The organism is Spirochaeta dissipatitropha (assembly GCF_054657935.1).
Window position 1 is genome coordinate 13,858 of record NZ_BAAHXT010000013.1, and the last position, 22,378, is coordinate 36,235.

Here is a 22,378-nt window from a genome sequence, read left to right on the forward strand (position 1 = left end):
AGTTTGAAGCCTCATGCCGAACTTTGTACATCTGCACACACACTCTGACTACAGCCTTCTTCATGCAACCACCAAAATTGATGAAATGGTTGCCCGGGCCAAAGAACTGAACATGCCGGCGCTGGCGCTGACCGATCTGGGAAACATGTTCGGGACTATTCATTTTTTTAATGCTTGCAGGAAAGCCGGAATAAAACCGCTGGTTGGCACCGAGGTTTACATGGCTCCGAACGGCAGACTGACCAAGGAAAACTTCGAAGATGGAAATCGTCTGTCGCGCCTTGTTCTACTGGCCCGTGACCTTCATGGCTATCAGAATCTGCTGAAAATATCCACAACCGGGTACACCGAAGGCTTTTACTACAAACCCAGGGTAGATGACGAAACACTGAAAAAATTCAGTGAAGGGCTTATCTGTCTGAGCGGGCCGCTATCAGGAGAAGTTCCCGGACTGATCCTGAAAAATCGCCGGGAAGATGCCGAGGCAAGGATTGAATGGTACAAACGGGTATTCGGAGACGAGCATGTATTCCTCTGTCTTCAGGATCACGGAATTGCAGATGAAAAAATTGTCAATCAAACCCTGAGAGAGCTGGCTCCGAAACACAATGTACCGCTAATTATTACCAATGATGTGCATTATCTTGAGCGATCTGATTCCGAAGCACACGATGCTTTGCTGTGTATTGGTTCCCAGAGAAAAGTAGATGAAACCAATCGCCATAAATTCTTTGGGGACCAGTATTACTTCAAGACTGCGGAGGAGCTTTTGCTGCTTTTCCCGGGTGACAGCGAAGCCATGGAAAACACACTGAAAGTGGCGGAGCTATGCGATGTGGACATACCGCAACCGGGCCCCTTGCTTCCGGAATATCATATTCCTGAAGGCTTTTCGAATCCCGATGAATACCTGCGACACCTGACATATGAAGGACTCAAATCACGCTATGGTGAGCTGAACCAGGAAATCCGCGATCGGGCAGATTTTGAACTGAAAATCATTATTGAAATGGGATTCACGGGGTATTTTCTTATTGTATGGGATTTTATCCGCTATGCTCATGACAACGACATTCCGGTCGGACCAGGCCGAGGCTCTGGTGCTGGCTCTATTGCAGCCTATGCACTTGCTATTACAGATATTGATCCACTGAAGTACAATCTGCTGTTCGAGCGCTTTCTGAATCCGGACAGAATCTCTATGCCTGACTTTGATATCGACTTCTGCTTCGAACGCCGGCAGGAGGTAATAAACTATGTAACCAGGAAATACGGCTACGACAGGGTTGGGCAGATTATTACGTTCGGTACGCTTAAAGCCAAGGCAGTTATCCGTGATGTTGCACGGGTGCTTGATCTTCAGTACTCCGAAGCTGATATTATTGCAAAGCTTATTCCTGATGATCTGAAAATGACTCTGCCCAAGGCACTGGAAGCAGAACCAAAACTCGACGAACTCCATAAGCGCGGTGGAATACATACCAAGCTCATTGATATAGGACTGCGACTGGAAGGGCTGCACCGTCATGCAAGTACACACGCGGCCGGTGTAGTTATCGGAAAGGAAGAGCTTACCCGCTATGTCCCCCTCTACCGAGACCCCAAGACCGCCGCAATTTCAACCCAGTTCACCATGGATCTTCTCGAGCCCTGCGGCCTGGTAAAGATGGACTTTCTCGGTCTGAAAACACTGACACTCATACGAAATACCGAAAAACTCATTCGGCGCCGGGGAATCGAGTTTGATATTGAATCTGTAAGTGAAGAGGATCCTCTTACGTTCAAACTGTTAGGTGAGGGTAAATCAGTCTGTGTATTCCAGTTTGAGAGCTCAGGTATGCAGGATATTCTGAAAAAAGCCAAACCAACCAGAATAGAAGATCTGATAGCCTTGAACGCTCTGTATCGCCCGGGACCAATGGACAACATTCCCCAGTTCATCGAATCAAAATGGCACCCCTCCACAATCAAGTACCCGCACCCAAGCCTGGAAAAAGTACTGGAAGAAACCTATGGAGTTATCGTTTATCAGGAACAGGTCATGGAGATCGTCCAGATTATCGGTGGTTTCAGTCTTGGACAGGCTGACATCCTCAGACGGGCGATGGGTAAGAAAAAAGAAGGTGAGATGGCTAAAATGGAGGTTGAATACCTCCAGGGAGCCAGCAAAAAAGGGATTGCCGAAGAGACAGCAAAGAATATTTTCGAACTTCTGAAACCTTTTGCTGGGTACGGATTCAACAAAAGTCATGCTGCAGCTTATTCTGTACTGGCTTATAAAACCGCATATCTGAAAGCCAACTTTCCGGCAGAGTTCATGGCTGCCAACCTTACCAACGAAATCAATACTCCAAAAAATCTTGTCCTCTATATGTCAGAAGCCCGGGATATGGGCCTGAAGATCCTGCCTCCGGATCTTAATAAATCAGAGAAAAAATTCGCTGTTGTTGACGGGAAAATTATTTATGGTCTGATCGGAATAAAAAGCATCGGCAGCTCAGCCGTGGATGCAATTCTCGAAGAGCGGGATAAAAACGGTGAATTCAGTTCAATAAACGATTTTCTGGAACGAGTTGATCTTCGCGCAGTTAACCGTAAATCCATTGAAGTGCTGATTGTCACCGGAGTTTTCGACTGTTTCGGCCTGGGCCGGAGGCCATTACATGAAATGCTGGGACAGTTGATGGATATAGCGGCCCAGAAACGCAAAAACCGGGAGTCTGGACAGGTCAGTCTGTTTGCTGATTCAGAGGACGAAGAATTTCCGGAACTCGATTTTTCCGGTATTCACGAATGGGAACTCAAAGAAATCCTGCAGCAGGAAAAGGAGCTGCTTGGCTTCTATTTTTCCGGTCACCCATTGGATGACTACTATGAAACATGGCTGCGGAGCTCGAACTGTAATCTCGCTCATCTTCAGAGTATGCCCTCGGAAAAAGAAGTAAGTCTGCTCGGACTGGTAACTTCCTATCGAGTCATTTTTACCCGCAAAGGGACACAGATGGCGATCGGCATCCTTGAAGATTATAACGGCGCTGTTGATTTTGTAATGTTTGCCGAATCCCTTGAACAGTACCGCGACATGGTTCAACAGGACAGCATAGTTGGTATAATCGGCACAATCGATACCCGGCGAGAGAAACCGCAGATTATTGTTAAAGAGATTCGTCTGCCAGAAGGACTGGACGAACGTGACCTTGGGGTAGTACATATACAGTTACAAAAAGGTGTTCAGGAAAAAGCACTGTATGATTTCAGGGCTGCACTTTCGAGTGCAGAACATGCCGGTGCGTGTCCGGTTTATATCCATGTCCCGCGTGAGGGAAAACCGGATGTAATTATTCAATCATCTGGTGAATTCAGGGCATCATCCCGGCCGGAAGCAATGAAATCACTAGAAAAGATTACAATTGTTTCCAGGGTCTGGCGGGAACTGCACCCGCCGGGAGCCACACCGGTAGAATCTGCAGAAAAGGAGACGGAATGAGCAATTTCTTTAATATACTGAACAGTATAGTAACTCTCTACATGATGCTGATTTTTCTGCGAATCATGCTTAGCTGGTTCGGCGGCATTGAAAGCATGGGCAAGCCAGCGGAAGTCCTTGCTTCCATTACAGACCCATATCTGAATCTCTTCAGAAAACTGCAATTTCTGAGAATGGGTTTCTTCGATTTTTCCCCGATAATGGGAATTATTGTACTCTCAATTGTCAGCAATGTACTTGGTCAGCTGAGCAGAACAGGTCAGGTTACTGTTGGACTGCTACTGGGACTGTTTACACTCCACATATTCAGTGCTCTCGGTTTTTTTGCGCTTATATTCATGGTAATGGCAATTATCAGGCTTATCGGCCTAAGCTTTAATGTTGGAAATGGAAGCAGACTCATGATAACGCTGGATGCAATTTTCCAGCCGATTGTGTTTCGCATGGCTGCCAGATTCTTCTCCGGTCGTACTATGCAGTATACCAGCTCGGTTGGCATACTGACGGCTGGGCTCGCAGGCATATTTCTACTGAGTCAGTTCCTGGGTCCAATCATCGCAGGTCTGTTCCTGCTTATGCCCTTCTGACCGGGACACACGTGATCTGAAATATGCTGCTGTATGAACTCGCCGCCAGTGCAAGCAAACTCAACGGAGTCGGGCCGGCCGCGGCAGCGGATCTGCAGCAGCTTGGTGTCGGAAGTATAGGAGACCTGCTGCTTCTGGCACCAAGAGGCTATGAAGACCGAAAAAACATCTGCCCTCTGCTTCCAAAGGGTCAGGATCCTACCTGGGTCAACACGGTAGCAGAGGTTACCGCACATGATTACTTCTCTTTTCAGGGGAAAATGACTCTCAAGATTCATATTCGGGATGAGCATGGTATCGGAACGTTGGTCTGTTTTGGCCGTAATTTTCTGGCTGGAAAGCTGCTTCTGGGTCAACACTATTTTATCTGCGGCAGCTTTTCTGTCCGATATGGTGAATTTCAATGCTCAGCCTTCGACAGCGAGATGTACAGCGATGATCCCCTGCACTTCGGAAAGATACAGGGAATCTACCCTCTATCCGGAAATCTTCAGCAGGGAAAACTTCGCAGGATTCTGAATCAGGCACTGGAAAAATACGCAAGGAACCTGGAGAGCAGCCTCCCCTCCCTTTCAGACAAGAAACTGAACCTGCTGCCCACCAGAGAGGCATTGTTTCAGCTCCACCAGCCGACAAGCCTGGCGAATGCCGAAATAGCCAGAGAGTCACTGGCTTTCGAAGAATTGTTTTTTTTACAGGCAGGAATCGCGCGCTCGGTGATAGAACGACGACAGGACCGCAGACCCAAACCTGAGCGGCCACCTGGTATGCTCCAGGAGCTTGAGAAGCGTCTACCCTTCCCGCTGACCGGGGATCAGAAGAAAGTGATCCTTGAAATTACAGATGACCTGAATAGTACGGTTCCCATGAGAAGACTACTGCATGGTGATGTAGGCTCGGGTAAGACCCTGGCGGCACTCAGCAGTGCCCTCCCGGTTTTAGAAGCAGGCGGTCAGGTTGTTCTGCTTGTCCCCACGGCCTTGCTGGCACAACAGCATGCAAGAACTGCAGCTGCCCAACTTGAACCCCTTGGAATCCGTACAGCATTGCTCACTGGATCCCTGCATGGATCAGCAAGAAAGACACTCCTTGAGCACATTGCAAACGGTGAAGCCGGGTTTATCTCTGCGACCCACGCAGCCTTCAGCAAAGATGTTCATTACAGAAATCTGCAATACGTAATTGTTGACGAACAGCACCGCTTCGGTGTCGAGCAGAGAATGCAGATTATTCGCAAGGCAGAATCATCTGCAGGTTGCTCTCCGGATGTTCTGTTTATGACGGCAACACCGATTCCCCGTACCCTGGCTCTTACCGTATTCGGAGATCTGCAGGTTTCTGCAATCAGGGAAATGCCACCGGGACGACTGCCAGTAAAGACTCACCTGGCGCGCATGGGAAATGAAAACAAAGTGTATGAATGGGTTCGTTCAGAACTGCAGGCAGGAAAGCAGGCATACTTTGTGTACCCATTGATCAGGGAGAGCTCGAAGATTTCTGTCCGGGATGCCGAGTCCATGGCAGAACGTCTTTCTGCACAGATATTCCCGGAGTTCAGACTTGGACTCATCCATTCAGAGACTCCACAGGAGCAAAAAGAACAGATAATGAAGGATTTTGCCAGCGGTGAAATAAAGATTCTCGCAGCGACATCGGTAATTGAGGTTGGGGTTGATGTGCCCAATGCAAGCTGCATGGTGATAGAGCACGCCGAAAGATTCGGACTGGCAGCGCTTCACCAGCTAAGGGGTCGGGTCGGCCGCGGTAAGGATCAGGCCTATTGTTTTCTTGTCTATGCTGAACCCTTGACCGACGATGCCAAACAACGGATTATGGTCCTCAAAGAGCACACTGACGGCTTCAGGATTGCAGAAGAAGACCTGAACATTCGAGGCCCTGGTGATCTTGCCGGAACACGGCAGGCTGGTTTCCTGCGTTTGAGAATAGCCAGGCTTCCTGCAGATATGGAACTTATGAATCTGGCACGGAAATCAGCCTTCGAAGCGCTGGAAAGCGATCCCGGGCTGCAGCGCCAGGAACACGATGCAATCCGGAAAAGTCTGCACTGCATGGACATACAAGCAATTGAGCATGAAGGAGAGACTATATGCGAATAACCGCAGGCACATACCGCGGACGTCGGGTTAACTGCCCCCCAGGTGTTATCCGGCCGGCCATGGACAGAATGCGCGAGTCATTATTCAGCTGTCTCGGCCCGATTGAAGGACGCAGCTTTCTCGATTTGTTTTCAGGCTCCGGGGTAATGGGGATAGAGGCCGCATCTAGAGGTGCAGACCCCATACGACTGGTAGAAAAAGATGTCGGGAAAAAGAAAGTCATGCTGCAGAATATCGCAATGTGCGAAGAAGAGATCCGTATAAGTTTTATGCCGGTTGAACGTTTTATAAAGTCATGGAAGGAAAGCTATGACCTTCTGTATCTCGATCCTCCCTTCGATTATCCATTCAAACAGCAACTGCTTGAAAGGCTTCTTAACTCACGGCTTATGAAACATACCAGCCGTATCCTCATCCACTACCCGCGTGAAGATCGTTTAACTGAGACCATTATCCCTGCCGGCCACGAGGCAGAAGGATACGTGGGGAAGAAACTTGTACGCTATGACTTAAGAGAGTACGGGCGCTCCATGCTTGGCATGTATGAAGTCAGTGACTGAACCGGAACAAAACAGCATTACCAAGGGATCGCAATTATCAGCATTCATGTGGGTATAACCTTGAGAAACAAGAAATAATCAAGACTACATTTTCATTCCTTTTCAGTTCTGCTATAATCCGAGACTGCAAGGAGCTACCGTGGTACAGAAGACATTCATTACAGAAGGAATGCGTTTGGAGCAGGTGCAGCGGCACAGACAAATTCGAAGAAATATTGAAGATCTGTTTCTGGATCAGAACTATCGTCCGGTGGAGACCCCGCTGCTGGATAATTTTGATACCTACCAGGCTCATATGTCTCCACAGCTTCTGTCTGACAGCTACCGACTGATTGACCGAAATGGAAACGTCATGCTGCTCAGGTCCGATGTAACTCTGTTTCTGGCTAACCAACTCGGCCGGCACTTGAGTCCTGAAGAGCTTCCTATGCGCATCAGTTATGCTGATAGTATCGTCCGCTATCAATCCGATGACGAAATTCACCATGGAGAAACCTTTCAGGCTGGTGCAGAACTTATTGGAGTCCCTGGTTCTGAAGGGGATCTGGAAATACTGCTTCTGGCGGCTCAGGTAATCCGGGAATTAGCACTGCCAGCCGCCGCCCTGCATATTGGATCGCGGAGACTGCTTCAGCTGATCTGGCCGAATGCAGACAAGCATACAATCAGCGCAATTGCCGATATTATCCGTTTCAGGAAAATCAGTGAGCTTGAACATGCTGCTGAAAGCAGTACGGTCATGGAACCAGCCACTATAATCAGACTTTTTACATTGATTCATGAGGCAGACGGCAGTGAACTGACAGATTCCGACTGGCCAGAGGCAGTCGGAGAAGAGATACATGAAATTCAGAAACTTGCCCGAGCAGTCAGAAGTAAAGAACCAGGAATCCAGGTCAGAATTGATTTCTCCGAAGTCGGAGCTCGTGAATACTACAGCGGAATGGCTTTTCAGATTTATTGTGCCGGGGCTTCCAGAGCAGTCGTATCCGGGGGAAGGTACGACAGCCTGCTGCAGGAATTCGGCTGTGCTGCTCCCTCGGTCGGTTTTTCAATTCTCCAGTCGGTAATTGAACCACTGGCAAATACTACTGCAGCAATCCAGCCTCAGCCAATCAGTCTGGCGCTGCCCAAAGGCCGGCTGACAGAACAGGTACAGGAGCACCTCAGCTTATCTGGAATTGAAATCAACTTTGACAAACGGAAACTGCTTGCACAGGACTCGCAGAACAAAATAAAGGTCATGCTGGTCAAAAACAGTGATTTAACAACCTATGTTCACCACGGAATTGCAGGCATCGGAGTTTGCGGTGATGATGTCATTATCGAATCCGGTCATAAACTAATTAAATTACATACATTCTCCTTTGGGGCTACCAAAATGTGCCTTGCGGCACATGAAGATACCCCTGAACCACAGGGTGAGCCAATCTGTATAGCAACCTCATATGTCGAGTTTGTCAGGCAGTATTTTTCGGAGAAAGGCCAGGAGATAAAAATTATCCGACTGAACGGCTCTGTTGAACTGGCACCAATACTTGGTTTGGCCCCATACATTGTTGATCTTGTTGAAACAGGAAGCACACTGAAAGCTAACAATCTTAAGGTAGTGCAGGAGCTGGCACCAATAAGGGTTCATCTGGTAGCTAATCCAAGTTACTACAAGGTACATTACCGTGAAATTGAAAGCTTGATTCAAAGTATTCGAACAGGAGAACAGTCATGAGTGTAAAGGCGGCTATCGACAGAGAGACAAAAGAAACCAGTATTCACCTTGAGCTAAGCCAGGGATCACGGAAAGCTGACGGAGTACAACCTGTGATCAGCATCGAGACTGGAATCCCTTTTATGGATCATATGCTGCATGCATTTGCCTTTCATGGTGACTGGAATCTGAAGATTTCTGCCTCTGGAGACATACATGTTGATCCGCATCATCTGGTGGAAGATCTTGGAATTGTCCTTGGGCAGGCAATACAGGATCTGCAGGCAAAAATCGGCATAGTTCAGCGTTATGGACACTGCATACTGTCAATGGACGATGCCCTCGGAGAAGCTACTGTTGACCTCTGCAATCGCCCGTACCTGGTATTTAATGCTGTGTGGCCACAGAGCCATATTGGTCAACTCGATACATGCCTGTTCCGGGAGTTCTTCTATGCCCTGGCAGCAAACGCGCGCTGCAATATCCATCTCAACGTCCGCTATGGGGAAAACAGTCACCATATTATTGAATCGCTTTTCAAGTCATTGGGAATAGCAATGAGTATCGCGGCAACAGAACTGAACAGCAAAGAACAGTTGTCTACTAAAGGCACGTTCTGAATACACCGAAGCCTAAAATATGAATAAACCGGATTTCAAAAAACATGAACATCTCAGAAGCAGTGGGTTCATTAAAACCGGTGGTGATTCACCTGCTCATATCGACGCTGCTACAAGAGCAGCTCTGATTCGCAAGGGGAATGAATTATTTAACAATGGTCGGGTTGAACAGGCCAAGCGGGTATTTATTACGGTTTCCTATGGTGATGGATTAACACGCATAGGGCACCACTATGCTGAAAACGGACGCCCGCTGGATGCCTTCCGAATGTACTGGATAGCAGGCGACAAAAGAAATTATGGACCTGAGCTTGAGAAAATGGCAATGGTTATACGACAATGGTTAACAGAGGATAGTTAGTTTGAACCAGGATAACATAGATAAAAATACTCACCCGGACGGTGAAGACAATGAACGGATGATTACAGAATTATCCCAGAAAGGTTACCAGCTGTTAAAACAGGGTTTTATTCCCGAATCCCAGACATACTTCAGGAAAATTCTCGATCTGGATAGTACAAACAACTATGCTCTGGTAGGACTCGGGGACTCTTTCAGAAAAGACCGGAAATTCAGGGATGCAGTCAGTTCGTACGAAACCTGTCTGAAATATTACCCGGATAACAATTATGCCTTGTTCGGACTTGCTGACAGTCTTTCTGCTCTTCAGCATTATCATGAATCGGCCCGTATCTGGGACAGGTATCTTGAACATGACCACAGAAATCTAAGTGTCCTCACAAGAGCCGCTGATGCGCATCGGAAAGCCCATAACTACCATCGAGCCAAAGAAATTTACGAGATTGCACTGAGTTCAGAACCGAAAAATCTCTATGCCCTTATTGGAATGGGACATCTTCACTATGATTTCAAGGAGTATGATAAAGCCTTGCAGCACTGGTTGAAGGTTCTGGATATTACTGAACCCAGAGCTGATATCCGGATTCTGACATCAATAGGAAATAGCTACAGGAAGCTCCGTATGTTTCAGGAAGCACTGCCCTATTTCGAACGGGCAAGACAGAAAGACAACCGGAACTTCTACGCATTGTTTGGACTTGCAGACTGTTTCAGGGGATTGAATCAACCCGAGCAATGCCTGGAAATATGGCAGCTTCTACTTAAAAAAGAGCCGGATAACAAGATAATACTTGCCAGAGCAGGAGATGCGTACCGGAAGCTGGATCGGGATGAGGAAGCAGAACGCTACTATCGGGCGGCTCTGGATATAGAATTTGATGTCTACGCTGCGCTTGGACTGGCTCAACTGAATCTGAAACGAGGTAATAGTCAGGATGCGATTGAATCACTGGACAGCCTTGTAAAACGCGATCCTCATAATTACCGCCTGTACCTTGCACTGAGCGAGGCTTATCTGCAGACCAGAAATGAGCTCGCTGCCAGACAGACGCTCGAAAGTTTTCTCAAGCAGGGACTGAGGCATCCAGCTATCACCGAAGCCCTTGCGGAGCTGACACACAAATAATCATCTTCAATATAGTACCATCTACAGCCATTAACCTCTTATAAAACTTGATGGAAGAATATATTCTATATCAATGGAGAGTATTCTTGATTTCAACACCTTCGGTATTTTCTCCTTGATTTCAGTTCCTGCTTTTATTGCAGGATTTCTGCTGTGTAGAATGAGGATCAGATATCAGCTTGAAATAAAAGAGAAAGCTGTTATTCAATCAGAGAAATCATTTCATGAAAGCGAAAAGCGCTACAGGTTGTTGGCCAGGAATTCAAGAGATGTTATCTGGTCACTGAATCTGGAGGGTAAGTTCACATATATCAGTCCCGCAGTTGAACAGCTCAGAGGGTATACTCCTGAAGAGGTCATGCAGCAAAGCACTGAGGAAACTCTCTGCCCGGGATCACGGCATTATTACTATGAGGGATTGAAAAGAATTCAGTCAGCTATACGTACAGGCATTCATCTTCCGAATGCACGCATGGAACTGGAACAACCCTGCAAGAATGGGGCAACTGTCTGGACAGAAGCTGTGATCAGCGGCATCTATGATGATGATGGTAAAATCACTGGTATACTAGGTATATCACGTGATATCAGTGAGCAGAAAAAAGCTGCAAAAAGAATAGAATTCCAGAACAATTTTCACAGAACCCTTTCCGACATATCCAAGGAGTTTTTGAGTGCAGGTAGCGGGAATATTGATAGCAGACTGTATCATATGCTGAAACGGATAGGACAGCTGTTCCAGGTAGACCGCAGCTACTTGTTCCTGTTCAATGAAGATAAGAGCAGAATGTCAAACACTCATGAATGGTGTGCTTCAGGTATAAGCTCAGAAATACAAAGCATGCAGAATGTTTCTGTCTACCATCAGTCATATGTTACAACGGCTATACTTAACGGAGATATCGTTCACATACCAGAAACATCCCGATTACCTGAAAATGCAGTTCTCGTACGTAATGAGCTGCAGCGACAGAACATTCAATCCCTGCTTGCCTTACCGGTTACCACTAAGGATGAGAAAATCGGTTTTTTTGGCATGGACTGCTGCAGGAACAGTCGCAAGTGGGCTGAATATGACATATCCCTGCTTGAAATATTTACGCATACAATCGCAGATGTACTGGAAAAGACCGAAGCGGATCGTGAACTGCTTCGACTGAAAGATGCAGCAGAAAGTGCAAGCCGGGCAAAAAGTGAGTTTCTGGCCAACATGAGTCATGAAATCAGGACACCGCTGAACGGAATAATCGGCTATACTGAATTGCTGCTGAATACCAGCCAGACCGCTGAGCAGGAACAATACACAAGAAATACGGCAGCCTCTGCAGAGATGTTGATGGAACTCATATCCAATATACTCGATTTCTCCCGAATTGAAGCAGGGAAAATAGAACTTGCTTATGAGTTCTGTAATATCTATGAAATTCTGAATTCTGCAGTAGATATTGTAGCACCATCAGCAGGAAAAAAAGGCCTCAATCTTTCAACAGATTTCAGTAGTAATCTGCCGACTGATATCTGGACGGACCCAGTTCGACTCAAACAGATACTCGTCAACCTTCTCAGCAATGCAGTAAAATTTACTGACAAGGGTTCTGTTATCCTTGAAGCGGATTTTGTTCCGCATACTATGGGTCCAAACCCTACAGGGAAATTCCGTTTTACTGTCACTGACACTGGAATCGGTATGGATACAGCTACCAGGAAGAAGGTTTTCTCACCGTTCATTCAGGGTGATGGATCAACTACAAGAAAATATGGTGGTACAGGTCTTGGCTTAACTATCTCGAAAAGACTTGCAAGAAGACTCAAAGGGACACTGCTTCTGAGCAGCCATCCCGGAAAGGGATCCAGTTTTACACTATCTATTCATACGGCTTATTCTACGAATATATCCCCGGCAAAAAAGATTCAGAACACATTAGCGAGCGGAAAACAAGCGGGTAATTCAATGATACTGGTAGCTGAGGACGTTGAACTTAATCTGGAAATGATCTGTTCATTGCTGCTTAAACTGTATCCAGACTGTCAGATACTACAAGCCAGAAATGGAAAGGAAGCTGTCGATTTATACCTTGAGCATCAACCTGATTGTATCCTGATGGATATTCATATGCCGATTATGGATGGGCTGGAAGCTACACGGGCAATCAGGCTGGCTGAATCAGAGTCAAACCCGGTAAAGACTACCTTCATTGCAGCTCTCACAGCGGGTGTAAGCAGCAAGGAACAGCGAATGTCTGTCGAAGCAGGGATGAACGGATTTATTCCAAAGCCGGTCCGGCACAAGTATCTTAAACAGCTTCTGGATAGTCAGTTTTAAAATGGGCAGTGAATGACACACTGCCCTATAGATTGGTTTCTCGTCTGATCAGTTATTTTCAAGCACAGCCTTGATCCGCCGAACACCGGCAGAAGAAGATTGTTCTTTTTTAATCTTGAAGCTCACGAGTTCACTTGTATTAGCAACATGCGGTCCACCGCAGACTTCCATGCTGTAGTCACCAATACGGTAAACCTTGACAACTTCCTCGTAGCGGTCGCTGAAAATAGCTATTGATCCTGCATCACGGGCTTCCTGAAGAGTCATGGTACTCATCTCTACAGGTAGTGCAGCGTGGATCTTCTCATTAACTATCCGCTCAACTTCCTGGATCTCTTCGGGACTCATCTTTTCCGGATGATCAAAGTCAAAACGGAGACGCTCCTGGGTAATATTCGAACCCTTCTGATGAACATGATCACCAAGGACATCGCGGAGTGCCTGGTGGAGCAGATGGGTTGCAGTATGGAGCCGGGTTGTCATTTCAGAATGATCTGCAAGACCACCCTTGAAGGTTTGATTGTCATCCATCTTCGATGTTTCCTGATGTTTTCGGAATGCTTCATCGAAGCCCTCACGATCTACTGTCATCTGATGTTCACTTGCCAGTTCTTCTGTTAGTTCAATCGGAAAACCATAGGTATCATACAGTTTGAATGCCAGACGTCCGGGGATTTCACGCCGTGGATTACGCTGAAGATTCGGAAGCATCTTCTGGAACTCCCGTTCACCATTGCGTAGGGTACGCATGAATTTCTCCTCTTCCTTGCCCAGCTCCTGCATGATAGTTTCCTGCTTCTGCTTGAGCCCGGGATAAGTTTCAGCATACATCTTTATTACGACCTGTGCTGGTTTCTCCAGAAACGCATCTTCTATACCAAGCTTGCGCCCATGTCTGAGTGCACGACGAATGAGTCGGCGCAGGACATAGCCCTGGCCAAGGTTTGAGGGCACCAGCCCTGCCTCATCACCAATCAAAAACACTGATGTTTTAATATGATCCGATATAATCCGTATGGAATTATCAAGTTCTTCATCAGCCCCATATTTTTTACCGGAAATTTCCTGGAGACAGTCAATAATTGGAATGAAGAGTTCCGTTTCATAAACAGAGGCCTTTCCCTGCAGGACAGTCCCTGTACGCTCCACCCCCATTCCGGTATCTACACATTTTCTTTCCATGGGAACATAGCTGCCGTCAGCCTGCTTGTTGTACTGCATGAAGACATTATTCCAGATTTCGAGCCATTTCCCATCGGACACACCTGGTTTGCTGTCCGGGCTGCCGGGAATCCCTGTATCATAAAAAATCTCTGTATCTGGGCCACAGGGTCCAGTCTGTCCTGCAGGTCCCCACCAGTTATCCTTTCGACCAAGAAAAAATATACGGTCCTCAGGAATACCTAGTTCCTGCCAGATAGCTGCACTCTCATTATCGCGCGGAACCTCATCATCGCCGCTGAACACAGTTACCGCAAGACGCTCGATAGGAATATTCAGCCAGTCTGGACTGGTGAGAAACTCAAAACTCATCCGGATTGATTCTTCCTTGAAATAATCACCGAGTGACCAGTTACCGAGCATTTCAAAAAACGTAAGATGGCTTGAATCTCCTACATCCTCGATATCACCGGTACGGATACATTTCTGATAATTAACCAGGCGGGTACCCCCTGGATGCTCCTCGCCGAGAATATAAGGCACGAGCGGATGCATACCTGCTGTGGTAAATAGAACGGTAGGGTCGTTCTCCGGAACCAGTGATTTACCGGCTATTTCGGAGTGGCCATGTTCAACAAAAAAGGCTATATATTTTTTACGAAGTTCCTGTGCTGTCATGAATTGGATAGTAAAGAGCAGTAAGGGAAAAGTCAATTCATGAAGGCATGAAAAACCACTCCCTCCGGCACATCATGCTGCCGGAGGGAGTGTCAGTAATGTCTTTTACTGAACTACCGAAAAATCAAACTGAGCCGAAAATGTGCTTCCATTTATTACGACGATCAGTGACAGATTATGCACACCCAAGTACAGACCCTCTGCTGCATCGATTTCAACTACATGGTCACCGGCACCTCCCGGAGAAACCGTTAATGCAGGATTGCCTGATTCTCCGTTAAGCAGCCAGCTATAGCTGTCAATGGTATCTGATGAATTTACAGTAATTAACATGGTCGAAGGATAGCCCGTGCCGCTTGCGCTTAAGGTTTCCGAAGCATCACTGAAAGTAATGTCTGCTTCTTCAGGGTTTATCAGGTCAATGGTAACCAACAACTCCGACCCTTCCCACTGAGCGTACAGGTTGTGATTAGAGGCTATGGTCACTTCCGTTGCTGCAGTCACTGTTGTGCCGCTGCCGTCCGGTGCGGTGTTCCAGCCGGCAAATGTATAGCCTTGCCGGTCAGGTTCCGGTAAATCTCCGTAGGTCTGACCGTAGGTGACTGTTATAGTTCCGGGCTCTGTGCCGCCCTGGGCATCCAGGAATACTGAGTACTCTTCTGCTTCCCACTGGGCGTACAGGGTGACACTCGAGGGACCCATGGTAAATGCCTCTTCATCTGCATATGGCTGGCCGCTTCCATCCGCTTCAGTGTTCCATCCGGTGAAACTGTAACCGCTGCGGGTGAATAAATTGGTATTGAGGTTCTGGGCATCACCGGTTACGATGGTCTGATCGGGCATCGTACCATCTCCGCCATTAGCGTTGAATATGACCTGATTTGTATCGGCTGACCACTGGGCGTACAGGGTATGTTCTGCAGCAATCGTCACTTCCGTTGCTGCAGTTACTGTTGTGCCGCTGCCGTCCGATTCGGTGTTCCAGCCAGTGAATGTATAACCTTCCCGCTCAGGTTCCGGTAAATCACCGTAGGTCTGACCATAGGTGACTGTTATAGTTCCGGGCTCTACTGTGCCGTCCTGGGGATCCAGGATGACCATGAATGTATCTGGAGGTGGCGCCGGAAGTGTATATGATTGTCTTGGAGAATCATGCATGACTCCGGATACAAGACCACCGAGCACTGCGACTATTTTCCAGTCAATTTCACCATATTCAGTAAAATCAGATTTTGCAAGAGAGACGGGAAGATCACTAAAGGGTCCATGCAATCCTTTATCTGAGTCCGACACATAGGCTATATAGTATTCCAGGTTGTCTGTTACAGGTCCACTATAGTCAGCTGAAAATATGATGTTATCGCCATCTATAGCAGATGAAAGACCATTGAAATGCTGAAATGGGAGATCCATCCCGTTATCAGAATCTACAATACCGCTATATCCCGTTGCAGTCAGATAAGGCAATACCGCATTGGTATTGTTGAACAGAGATATATAGTAAATTCCAGGAGAAAGAGGACTTCCGGGAGTTATGAAAGTAATTCCAAGATCATCATCTGGATCTTCTACTGTGTTTACACTTGCAGGAAGAATACCACCTTCTGAACCACGTAACGAGTACATCAGAGGAGTGCTGCCCTCACCCCAGTCACCTGCAAAAACGAAAACAGCATTCTCACCGATTAGATCTACATCGGAGGCAGATACAGAGAATCTGAAGTGGCGGACTGCGCCTGCTGCTAATTGCGGCATATCAACCGACGTCTGTATATAATCTTCAAGAAATGCAGCTGCGGAATAATGAAAACCAGGTGGAATATCGACAACCAGACTTTCATGTGGCATCAGTACGAGACTCAAATCAACAGGTATTCTGTTGGCAATAATAACACTGCCGACAGCCTGTGCCTGAAGAACATTATCCTCACTGAAGGCTTCAGCCCGCACCTCATAGCTGGCAAAAGGCAGATCCTTGAACTCAGCTCTCCCTGTCATAGCATTCATGCTGTCATCAAACTGCAGGTTGATGTTTCGCGAAGTATGTACTACACCATCAAGAAGCAACGTTATAAGGAGTCGATTACTGCTTCGCGTCAGAAAGCGAGCCTCGCTGCTGTCTGACGTTGAGGTATATTCCTGCCAGTTCAAGGGATACGCTATATTTACAACAAATGACTGCCCTTCAGATTTATCTGAAAGAAAACCAAATGAACAGCCTGAAAACACAAGAAGCAGCACAGCAGTAACTGCCAAACCACATCGGGAAACCGGAATCCTTTGACCCATGACACAACCCCTTTGAATATGCTTTGTTGTATAATATACTATATTCATGACTAATTTTCTTATATTTAACAACAAAATACCAGAAAAATCCTGAGATGTATGACAAGGTCCACATTCGGCATACCGGCAAGAAACTACAGAACTTGTCGATTTTAAATCTGACTGTTATACTAATGTATAAGCAGGAGATAATATGTCACGATCCAGAGTTGAGGCACAGGCAGCACTAAGAAAAAAAGAAAGACAGACTTTAAATGCCCGCCGGCAAAAGCGTAAAAAGGCTGTCATTGCAATAATTGTGGCTGTAGGCATGATAAGCGCAGCATCTGCAATCGCGCTGGCTTCAAACAGGAACTCCAGACGGCACTATGATCTTACTCGTGTTGGTCAGGGGATTCCGGCAGTAGTCCAGGTCCATGACACTACCTGCCCTGTCTGTACCGAATTACGCAGTAATATCAGCCGAATCGAAAATGACTTCGACGATAGTGATCTGCTTGTTCTGATTGCTGATGTAGATAAGGAAGAAGGTTTAAACTTCGCTGCTCGTTTTACGCAACACCGTCGGGTTACTCTGCTGTACTTTGATCCAGTCGGAAACCTTGTTGATGTACAATCAGGGTTGCAACAGCCAGATGAATTACGTTCCCGTTTCGAAAACCACATCGATCAGCACCGTTCCCCTGGAAACTAGTATAAAAAATCGTCAGAAAAGAATGAATGTTGCTGATAGATATGTTATAATTTTAGTCATGAATACAAAAAAACACACCTTCACATATATTCTCCGGCTTCTGACAGCGGTATTGGTACTGCTTGTACTTGTAGCCTGCAACAGAGCAAGTGCATCTGCTGCTGAAGAAACTCAGGAAGTTGTACCGGAAACTGCGGTCGAGACAGGGATCGAATTTACCGTTACTGCTGCCGGGTTCTCTGCTTATCTGTTTGAAGGCCCGGACATTGATCCGACCGAACAGAATCCAGCAATTACACTGCAACGGGGTGAAACATATTTGTTTGATAACACAACCGGCTCTGCACACCCGTTTTTCATAAAATTTGATGACTCTGCAGGCACCCGCAACGCGTTGGGAGAAGAGGATGGAATAAGCGGTGATCCCCGAGGATTGGTAATCTTTACAGTTCCAGATGATGCCCCGGATCAGCTTTTCTATATCTGCTCACTGCATGCAGGCATGTCAGGAGAATTTTTGATAATCGACCAGGATATCTGACTGAACGCAAAAAAACCGGCATCCTAATCGAAAGCTAACATAATGTAAGTATGTTAGGTTCGAGGAGCTGGAGATGCCGATGCGAAGCAAACTAACCACCGAAATGAACAAGGTACACACCTCTATTCTGCACATGGGAACCCTGGCTGAGGAAGCGTTGCACAAGTCTCTTGCTGCTTTGTCAGCAGGTGACGAATCTCTGGCTGAAACGGTCAGACAGGAAGACAAGCTTATAGATGACATGCAGAGCCAAATAGAGGATTATGTAACCAGAATCATGGCAATCGAGCAGCCAGTCGCCGATGATTTGAGAAACCTCATTGCCTGTATTAAACTGGTGGGAGAAATAGAACGCATTGGTGATCATGCACGCCACATAGCAGGAACGGTCAATAGAGTATCGAAACAGGGTGTAGAACGCGTTTTACCGATACTACAGGAGATGAACGAGACCGGAACAGGCATGCTTCATGATATATTAACTGCATTTATGGATGCTAATGATGAGCTGGCTTCCCGAATTTCCCGTAGAGACGATGTGATTGACAGTCTGCACACAGCTGCTTCAAGAGAAGTAATCAGCTATATGCAGCAGCACAGTGCTAATATCCAGGACGGAAGCAGTCTGTTGATGCTGGCAAGGTATCTTGAGCGGATAGGTGATCATGTGACAAATATGTGCGAATGTGTCGTCTATGCCCGTCGAGGTATACATGTCGAACTTAATGAATAGGCTTGTATAATAAAGGATTTCGTATGGAAAAAGCCCGAATACTCATTGTTGATGATGAGACCGACATACTGGAACTATTGCGATACAATCTCGAGAAGGAAGGATGGCTGGTGGAATCTGCCAGCAGCGGAGAAGAGGCTCTCAGGCTATCTTCGTCCCGGCGCTTTGATCTTGTTGTCCTGGATCTTATGCTGCCAGGCATAGATGGCCTGCAGGTTTGTGCCAGGATCAAGGCAGCCGAGGCTGAGGATACCCCGATGGTCCTTATGCTCACTGCGAAAACTGAAGATCCAGACATAGTAACTGGATTAAGTGTGGGCGCTGATGATTATGTTACAAAACCCTTCAGCCCTCGTGTGCTGAATGCCCGCATCAAGGCCTTGCTACGACGCAGAGGCGACAGCTCCAGCAGCGCTGCCGAGATCTACCAAGCTCATGGCATAAAAATGGACTGCACCAGATATGAAGTACTTGTGGATGCTCAAGCAGTTGAATTGAGTGCTACCGAGTTTGGAATCCTTGAAGTGCTCCTGAAAAATCCCGGCTGGGTGTTCAGCAGAACAAAAATTATTGATGCCGTCAAAGGTGATAACTATCCTGTCACAGAACGTAGCGTAGATGTTCAAATTCTAGGGCTCAGAAGAAAACTTGGCAGCAAGGGCGACCTTATTCAGACAGTGCGCGGTGTAGGATATCGGCTGGCGGATGTTCGGTAAGGGCATGCTGAAATCCGCGAATCCTATCAGCAGAATTTTTATTCTGATCGGTGCCACAACAATGATTCTGGTAATATTTGCCGGGATCTGGTCAAACACCATATATGAGCGTCAGTACCTCAGGGCACACAGAATATCACTGCAGGAAAATGCTGAACTGATAGCTTCAATTCTGGAAAGAATCCCGGAGGAAGAACGATCAACAGCACTCCTCATAGTCCGGGATCTCATAGCCAGCTGGGACAGGCATGCATCATACCGTCATCGCGTAAGCGTCAGTGATCTGGAAGGAAGCGAGCTGCTGATATTTCCCTACAATATCGGCATACTTGCCTACTCCGCCGAAAGTTCATACAGCAGTGGGTATGTAACCCTGCATACGAGTGCACCTTCACCGGACTATCCATCACAACTAACGGTTCTTGCTGTTTTAGGTCTGATTATTGTTGCGATAATTGGAATTGGAATGCTGACAGCAGGAAAAGCATTACAGCAGCCTCTTCATGCCCTTGCAACAGCCGCAGAACATTTTGCAGAAGGAAATCTGGATTACCGCACCAGTCCGGATACCCATCCTGTAGTTGCCGAGGTTGCAATAACCATGAACCAGATGGCAGGACAACTGAAATCACGTATTGCCACTATTACTCAACAGCGACAGGAACTTGAGGCATTGTTCAGCAGCATGATTGAAGGCATTATTGTTCTGGATACCAGCGGGAATGTGCGTCGGATGAATCATGTAGCTGCTGGATTCTTTTCTGCTGATCCAGAAGGTGATACGGGGAAAGCGCTGCTTCAGGTTGTACGAAACACTGCTGTGGCTGCCCTTGTTGAAGAAGCTACAAACTCCACAGAAGTCATACAGCGCGAGATACGGGTATTCGGGCAGGACATTTCAGCAGCTGAAGGTAGAATACTCCAGATTCATGCTGCGCGCTACTCCAGCGGCAGTAAATCAAGAATCCTTCTGGTCATGCATGATATAAGCGATATAAGAAGGCTGGAAACAATTCGAAGGGATTTTGTATCGAACGTCTCCCATGAACTGAAAACCCCGATTACTACAATCAGTGGATTCATTGAAACTATTCTTGATGACAAGGATCTTCCGGAAGAGCAGATGAGACGTTTTCTTACAATCATCCAGAATCAATCTTTCCGTCTTCAGGCTATAATCGAAGATCTTCTGAGCCTTTCCAGAATCGAGGAATATGGACGTGAGCTGCCTCGAAGCTGCATGCAGGTAAAGGAATTACTGAAAAATGTAGTTCACCTCTGCGAACATGATGCAGCAGTCAAGGACATTCAAATCAGTCTTTCTCACTCGGAACCGGATACTGTAGAAGCCAACTCAAATCTGATTGAGCAAGCACTCTTCAATCTGGTACAGAATGCAATCAAGTACAGTCCTCCGAAATCCAGGGTAGAGATCCACGCATATTCTTCCGACCCGGATGAGCAACAAGCCGATACAGATTCAGAAGGTGTCTGGTTCAGGGTTGCGGATACCGGCGCGGGCATACCTCAGCAGGATCTGCCGCGGCTATTCGAACGGTTCTACAGAGTGGACCGTGCCCGAAGCCGGGAGCAAGGCGGCACGGGACTGGGACTTGCTATTGTCAGGCATATCGCCCTTGCCCACGATGGACGCACGGCGGTAAAAAGCACTCTGGGAAAAGGATCAGAATTCAGCATTTTTATCCCTAAAAACCCAAAGACTCTCTCTGCGACATAAGCACTTCGTAGGACAGTGGAAGAAAGCCATCTGCAGCTATGAGTGACTGGCCTTCCTGGCTCAGCACGAAATCCAGAAATGCCAGTGTCACAAGCTGATCTGGTAAATTCTGCTGGAGCGGCGCTCCGAGGACAAAGCTCAAGCTTCTCTGAAGCGGATAAGAAGCATTCATAACATCATCGCCGAATGGATAGCGCAAGCGGCCAGCTTCATCCTTCAGGGGGAGAACCTTAACCGATTGCGATGCATAACCAATACCGCTGTAGCCGATTGCCCAGGGCTCATCTGAAATTCTACGGACCAACAATGAAGAACCGGCCAATGCCTGATAATTTCCGATAAAATCAGCTCCATTTAGAATACGTTCCCGAAAAACGCCATAGGTACCGGAGTTTGAGCGTCTACCGTACCGGGTAATCGATTCAGATGAAAGCCTGCCTCTGACGCCAAGATCCCCCCAGGTTGAAACATCACTGTCAGCGCTGAAAATCCTCTTCAGTTCGAACAGAGACAGAGATTCTATTGGATTATCGGGATGAACATATACGGCGATAGCATCGCCCGCTGCATCCAGAATCAGAGGAGAATTACCAAAACGGGAAATGAGAAGTTGCTCCTCTGAAGGAAGCAGACTTCGGCTGATGCTGGAGATAATTGAAACTCCTTCCACCAGAGCCGGAACTGCACTATCGGACCCTCTGCTATCAACATGAAAACTGATATCAGGGAAATACGAGCGGAATAAGTCCAGCAATATCACTACACTGCTGTGAAAGGTATCAGAACCGACAATGTGAAGTTCACCTCTCAGTTCAGGGTAGGAACCGACATCAAAACCCGGTATACGTGGATCCGGTGTGATCGAGTGGAATTGAGCACCTGGTCTACAGGAAATCAACATAATGAGAGTCTGCAGACAAAACAGGATTAGCAGTGCTGCAC

The 22,378-nt window shown here is 47.0% G+C and carries 17 protein-coding genes; 14 read left to right on the forward strand and 3 right to left on the reverse strand.

Features of this window, described 5'->3' with window-relative positions:
• Nucleotides 1-13 precede the first annotated feature (13 nt).
• The 9 genes from dnaE to ACYQ2L_RS13980 all read left to right on the forward strand — a co-directional run bounded on the left by dnaE (nt 14) and on the right by ACYQ2L_RS13980 (nt 12,886).
• Nucleotides 14-3,487, forward strand: a complete 3,474-nt coding sequence (dnaE, locus tag ACYQ2L_RS13940) for a DNA polymerase III subunit alpha (RefSeq protein WP_460056907.1) — start codon at nt 14-16, stop codon at nt 3,485-3,487.
• Nucleotides 3,484-4,074: a YggT family protein gene (locus ACYQ2L_RS13945; RefSeq protein WP_460056910.1), complete on the forward strand. Its 591-nt coding sequence runs from the start codon at nt 3,484-3,486 to the stop codon at nt 4,072-4,074. The genes dnaE and ACYQ2L_RS13945 overlap by 4 nt, the downstream gene beginning before the upstream one ends.
• Before the next feature lie 23 nt (nt 4,075-4,097).
• A complete protein-coding gene (gene recG / locus ACYQ2L_RS13950) occupies nt 4,098-6,191 on the forward strand; it encodes an ATP-dependent DNA helicase RecG (protein WP_460056912.1) in 2,094 nt (697 codons plus the stop codon).
• Nucleotides 6,182-6,751: an RsmD family RNA methyltransferase gene (locus tag ACYQ2L_RS13955; RefSeq protein WP_460056915.1), complete on the forward strand. Its 570-nt coding sequence runs from the start codon at nt 6,182-6,184 to the stop codon at nt 6,749-6,751. The genes recG and ACYQ2L_RS13955 overlap by 10 nt, the downstream gene beginning before the upstream one ends.
• Before the next feature lie 139 nt (nt 6,752-6,890).
• On the forward strand, nt 6,891-8,477 hold the full coding sequence (hisG, locus tag ACYQ2L_RS13960; protein WP_460056917.1) for an ATP phosphoribosyltransferase: 1,587 nt from the start codon (nt 6,891-6,893) through the stop codon (nt 8,475-8,477).
• Nucleotides 8,474-9,076 carry an imidazoleglycerol-phosphate dehydratase HisB gene (gene hisB, locus ACYQ2L_RS13965; RefSeq protein ID WP_460056920.1) on the forward strand — a complete coding sequence of 201 codons (603 nt, stop codon included), beginning with the start codon at nt 8,474-8,476 and terminating at the stop codon, nt 9,074-9,076. The genes hisG and hisB overlap by 4 nt, the downstream gene beginning before the upstream one ends.
• 19 nt (nt 9,077-9,095) lie before the next feature.
• On the forward strand, nt 9,096-9,437 hold the full coding sequence (locus ACYQ2L_RS13970; protein ID WP_460056922.1) for a hypothetical protein: 342 nt from the start codon (nt 9,096-9,098) through the stop codon (nt 9,435-9,437).
• 1 nt (nt 9,438) lies between these two features.
• Nucleotides 9,439-10,563, forward strand: coding sequence for a tetratricopeptide repeat protein (locus ACYQ2L_RS13975; RefSeq protein ID WP_460056924.1), 1,125 nt, complete (start codon nt 9,439-9,441; stop codon nt 10,561-10,563).
• Nucleotides 10,564-10,636: 73 nt separating this feature from the next.
• On the forward strand, nt 10,637-12,886 hold the full coding sequence (locus ACYQ2L_RS13980) for an ATP-binding protein (protein ID WP_460056926.1): 2,250 nt from the start codon (nt 10,637-10,639) through the stop codon (nt 12,884-12,886).
• A gap of 48 nt (nt 12,887-12,934) precedes the next feature.
• Here ACYQ2L_RS13980 and ACYQ2L_RS13985 read toward each other — a convergent pair whose 3' ends face one another.
• The gene (locus ACYQ2L_RS13985) at nt 12,935-14,725 is read right to left on the reverse strand and encodes an alanine--tRNA ligase (protein ID WP_460056929.1); all 1,791 of its coding nucleotides are present in this window, start codon (nt 14,723-14,725) and stop codon (nt 12,935-12,937) included.
• 105 nt (nt 14,726-14,830) lie between these two features.
• Entirely contained in the window at nt 14,831-17,014 is a 2,184-nt protein-coding gene (locus ACYQ2L_RS13990; RefSeq protein ID WP_460056931.1) for an InlB B-repeat-containing protein, read from the reverse strand.
• A 193-nt stretch (nt 17,015-17,207) separates the two neighbouring features.
• On the opposite strand from ACYQ2L_RS13990, the gene ACYQ2L_RS13995 reads away from it, so the two are divergent.
• The 5 genes from ACYQ2L_RS13995 (at nt 17,208) to ACYQ2L_RS14015 (ending at nt 21,436) form a co-directional block, all read left to right on the forward strand.
• Nucleotides 17,208-17,708, forward strand: a complete 501-nt coding sequence (locus tag ACYQ2L_RS13995; protein ID WP_460056933.1) for a thioredoxin family protein — start codon at nt 17,208-17,210, stop codon at nt 17,706-17,708.
• A gap of 58 nt (nt 17,709-17,766) precedes the next feature.
• Complete coding sequence (locus ACYQ2L_RS14000) at nt 17,767-18,249, forward strand: hypothetical protein (protein ID WP_460056935.1); 483 nt, start codon at nt 17,767-17,769, stop codon at nt 18,247-18,249.
• A gap of 79 nt (nt 18,250-18,328) precedes the next feature.
• Complete coding sequence (phoU, locus tag ACYQ2L_RS14005) at nt 18,329-18,982, forward strand: phosphate signaling complex protein PhoU (protein WP_460056938.1); 654 nt, start codon at nt 18,329-18,331, stop codon at nt 18,980-18,982.
• Between the two features lie 23 nt (nt 18,983-19,005).
• Nucleotides 19,006-19,698 (forward strand): response regulator transcription factor, encoded by a 693-nt coding sequence (locus ACYQ2L_RS14010; protein WP_460056940.1) that lies wholly within the window; start codon nt 19,006-19,008, stop codon nt 19,696-19,698.
• A gap of 4 nt (nt 19,699-19,702) precedes the next feature.
• A complete protein-coding gene (locus ACYQ2L_RS14015; protein WP_460056942.1) occupies nt 19,703-21,436 on the forward strand; it encodes a HAMP domain-containing sensor histidine kinase in 1,734 nt (577 codons plus the stop codon).
• Here the strand turns inward: ACYQ2L_RS14015 and ACYQ2L_RS14020 are convergent.
• Nucleotides 21,405-22,337, reverse strand: a complete 933-nt coding sequence (locus tag ACYQ2L_RS14020) for a PstS family phosphate ABC transporter substrate-binding protein (protein ID WP_460056944.1) — start codon at nt 22,335-22,337, stop codon at nt 21,405-21,407. The genes ACYQ2L_RS14015 and ACYQ2L_RS14020 overlap by 32 nt on opposite strands.
• Nucleotides 22,338-22,378: the final 41 nt, after the last annotated feature.

Coding starts and splice junctions, on each gene's coding strand:
- dnaE (WP_460056907.1), top strand. CDS start 14: ATGCCGAACTTTGTACATCTGCACACACACTCTGACTACAGCCTTCTT.
- ACYQ2L_RS13945 (WP_460056910.1), top strand. CDS start 3,484: ATGAGCAATTTCTTTAATATACTGAACAGTATAGTAACTCTCTACATG.
- recG (WP_460056912.1), top strand. CDS start 4,098: ATGCTGCTGTATGAACTCGCCGCCAGTGCAAGCAAACTCAACGGAGTC.
- ACYQ2L_RS13955 (WP_460056915.1), top strand. CDS start 6,182: ATGCGAATAACCGCAGGCACATACCGCGGACGTCGGGTTAACTGCCCC.
- hisB (WP_460056920.1), top strand. CDS start 8,474: ATGAGTGTAAAGGCGGCTATCGACAGAGAGACAAAAGAAACCAGTATT.
- ACYQ2L_RS13970 (WP_460056922.1), top strand. CDS start 9,096: ATGAATAAACCGGATTTCAAAAAACATGAACATCTCAGAAGCAGTGGG.
- ACYQ2L_RS13980 (WP_460056926.1), top strand. CDS start 10,637: ATGGAGAGTATTCTTGATTTCAACACCTTCGGTATTTTCTCCTTGATT.
- ACYQ2L_RS13985 (WP_460056929.1), bottom strand. CDS start 14,725: ATGACAGCACAGGAACTTCGTAAAAAATATATAGCCTTTTTTGTTGAA.
- ACYQ2L_RS13990 (WP_460056931.1), bottom strand. CDS start 17,014: ATGGGTCAAAGGATTCCGGTTTCCCGATGTGGTTTGGCAGTTACTGCT.
- ACYQ2L_RS13995 (WP_460056933.1), top strand. CDS start 17,208: ATGTCACGATCCAGAGTTGAGGCACAGGCAGCACTAAGAAAAAAAGAA.
- ACYQ2L_RS14000 (WP_460056935.1), top strand. CDS start 17,767: ATGAATACAAAAAAACACACCTTCACATATATTCTCCGGCTTCTGACA.
- phoU (WP_460056938.1), top strand. CDS start 18,329: ATGCGAAGCAAACTAACCACCGAAATGAACAAGGTACACACCTCTATT.
- ACYQ2L_RS14010 (WP_460056940.1), top strand. CDS start 19,006: ATGGAAAAAGCCCGAATACTCATTGTTGATGATGAGACCGACATACTG.
- ACYQ2L_RS14015 (WP_460056942.1), top strand. CDS start 19,703: ATGCTGAAATCCGCGAATCCTATCAGCAGAATTTTTATTCTGATCGGT.
- ACYQ2L_RS14020 (WP_460056944.1), bottom strand. CDS start 22,337: ATGTTGATTTCCTGTAGACCAGGTGCTCAATTCCACTCGATCACACCG.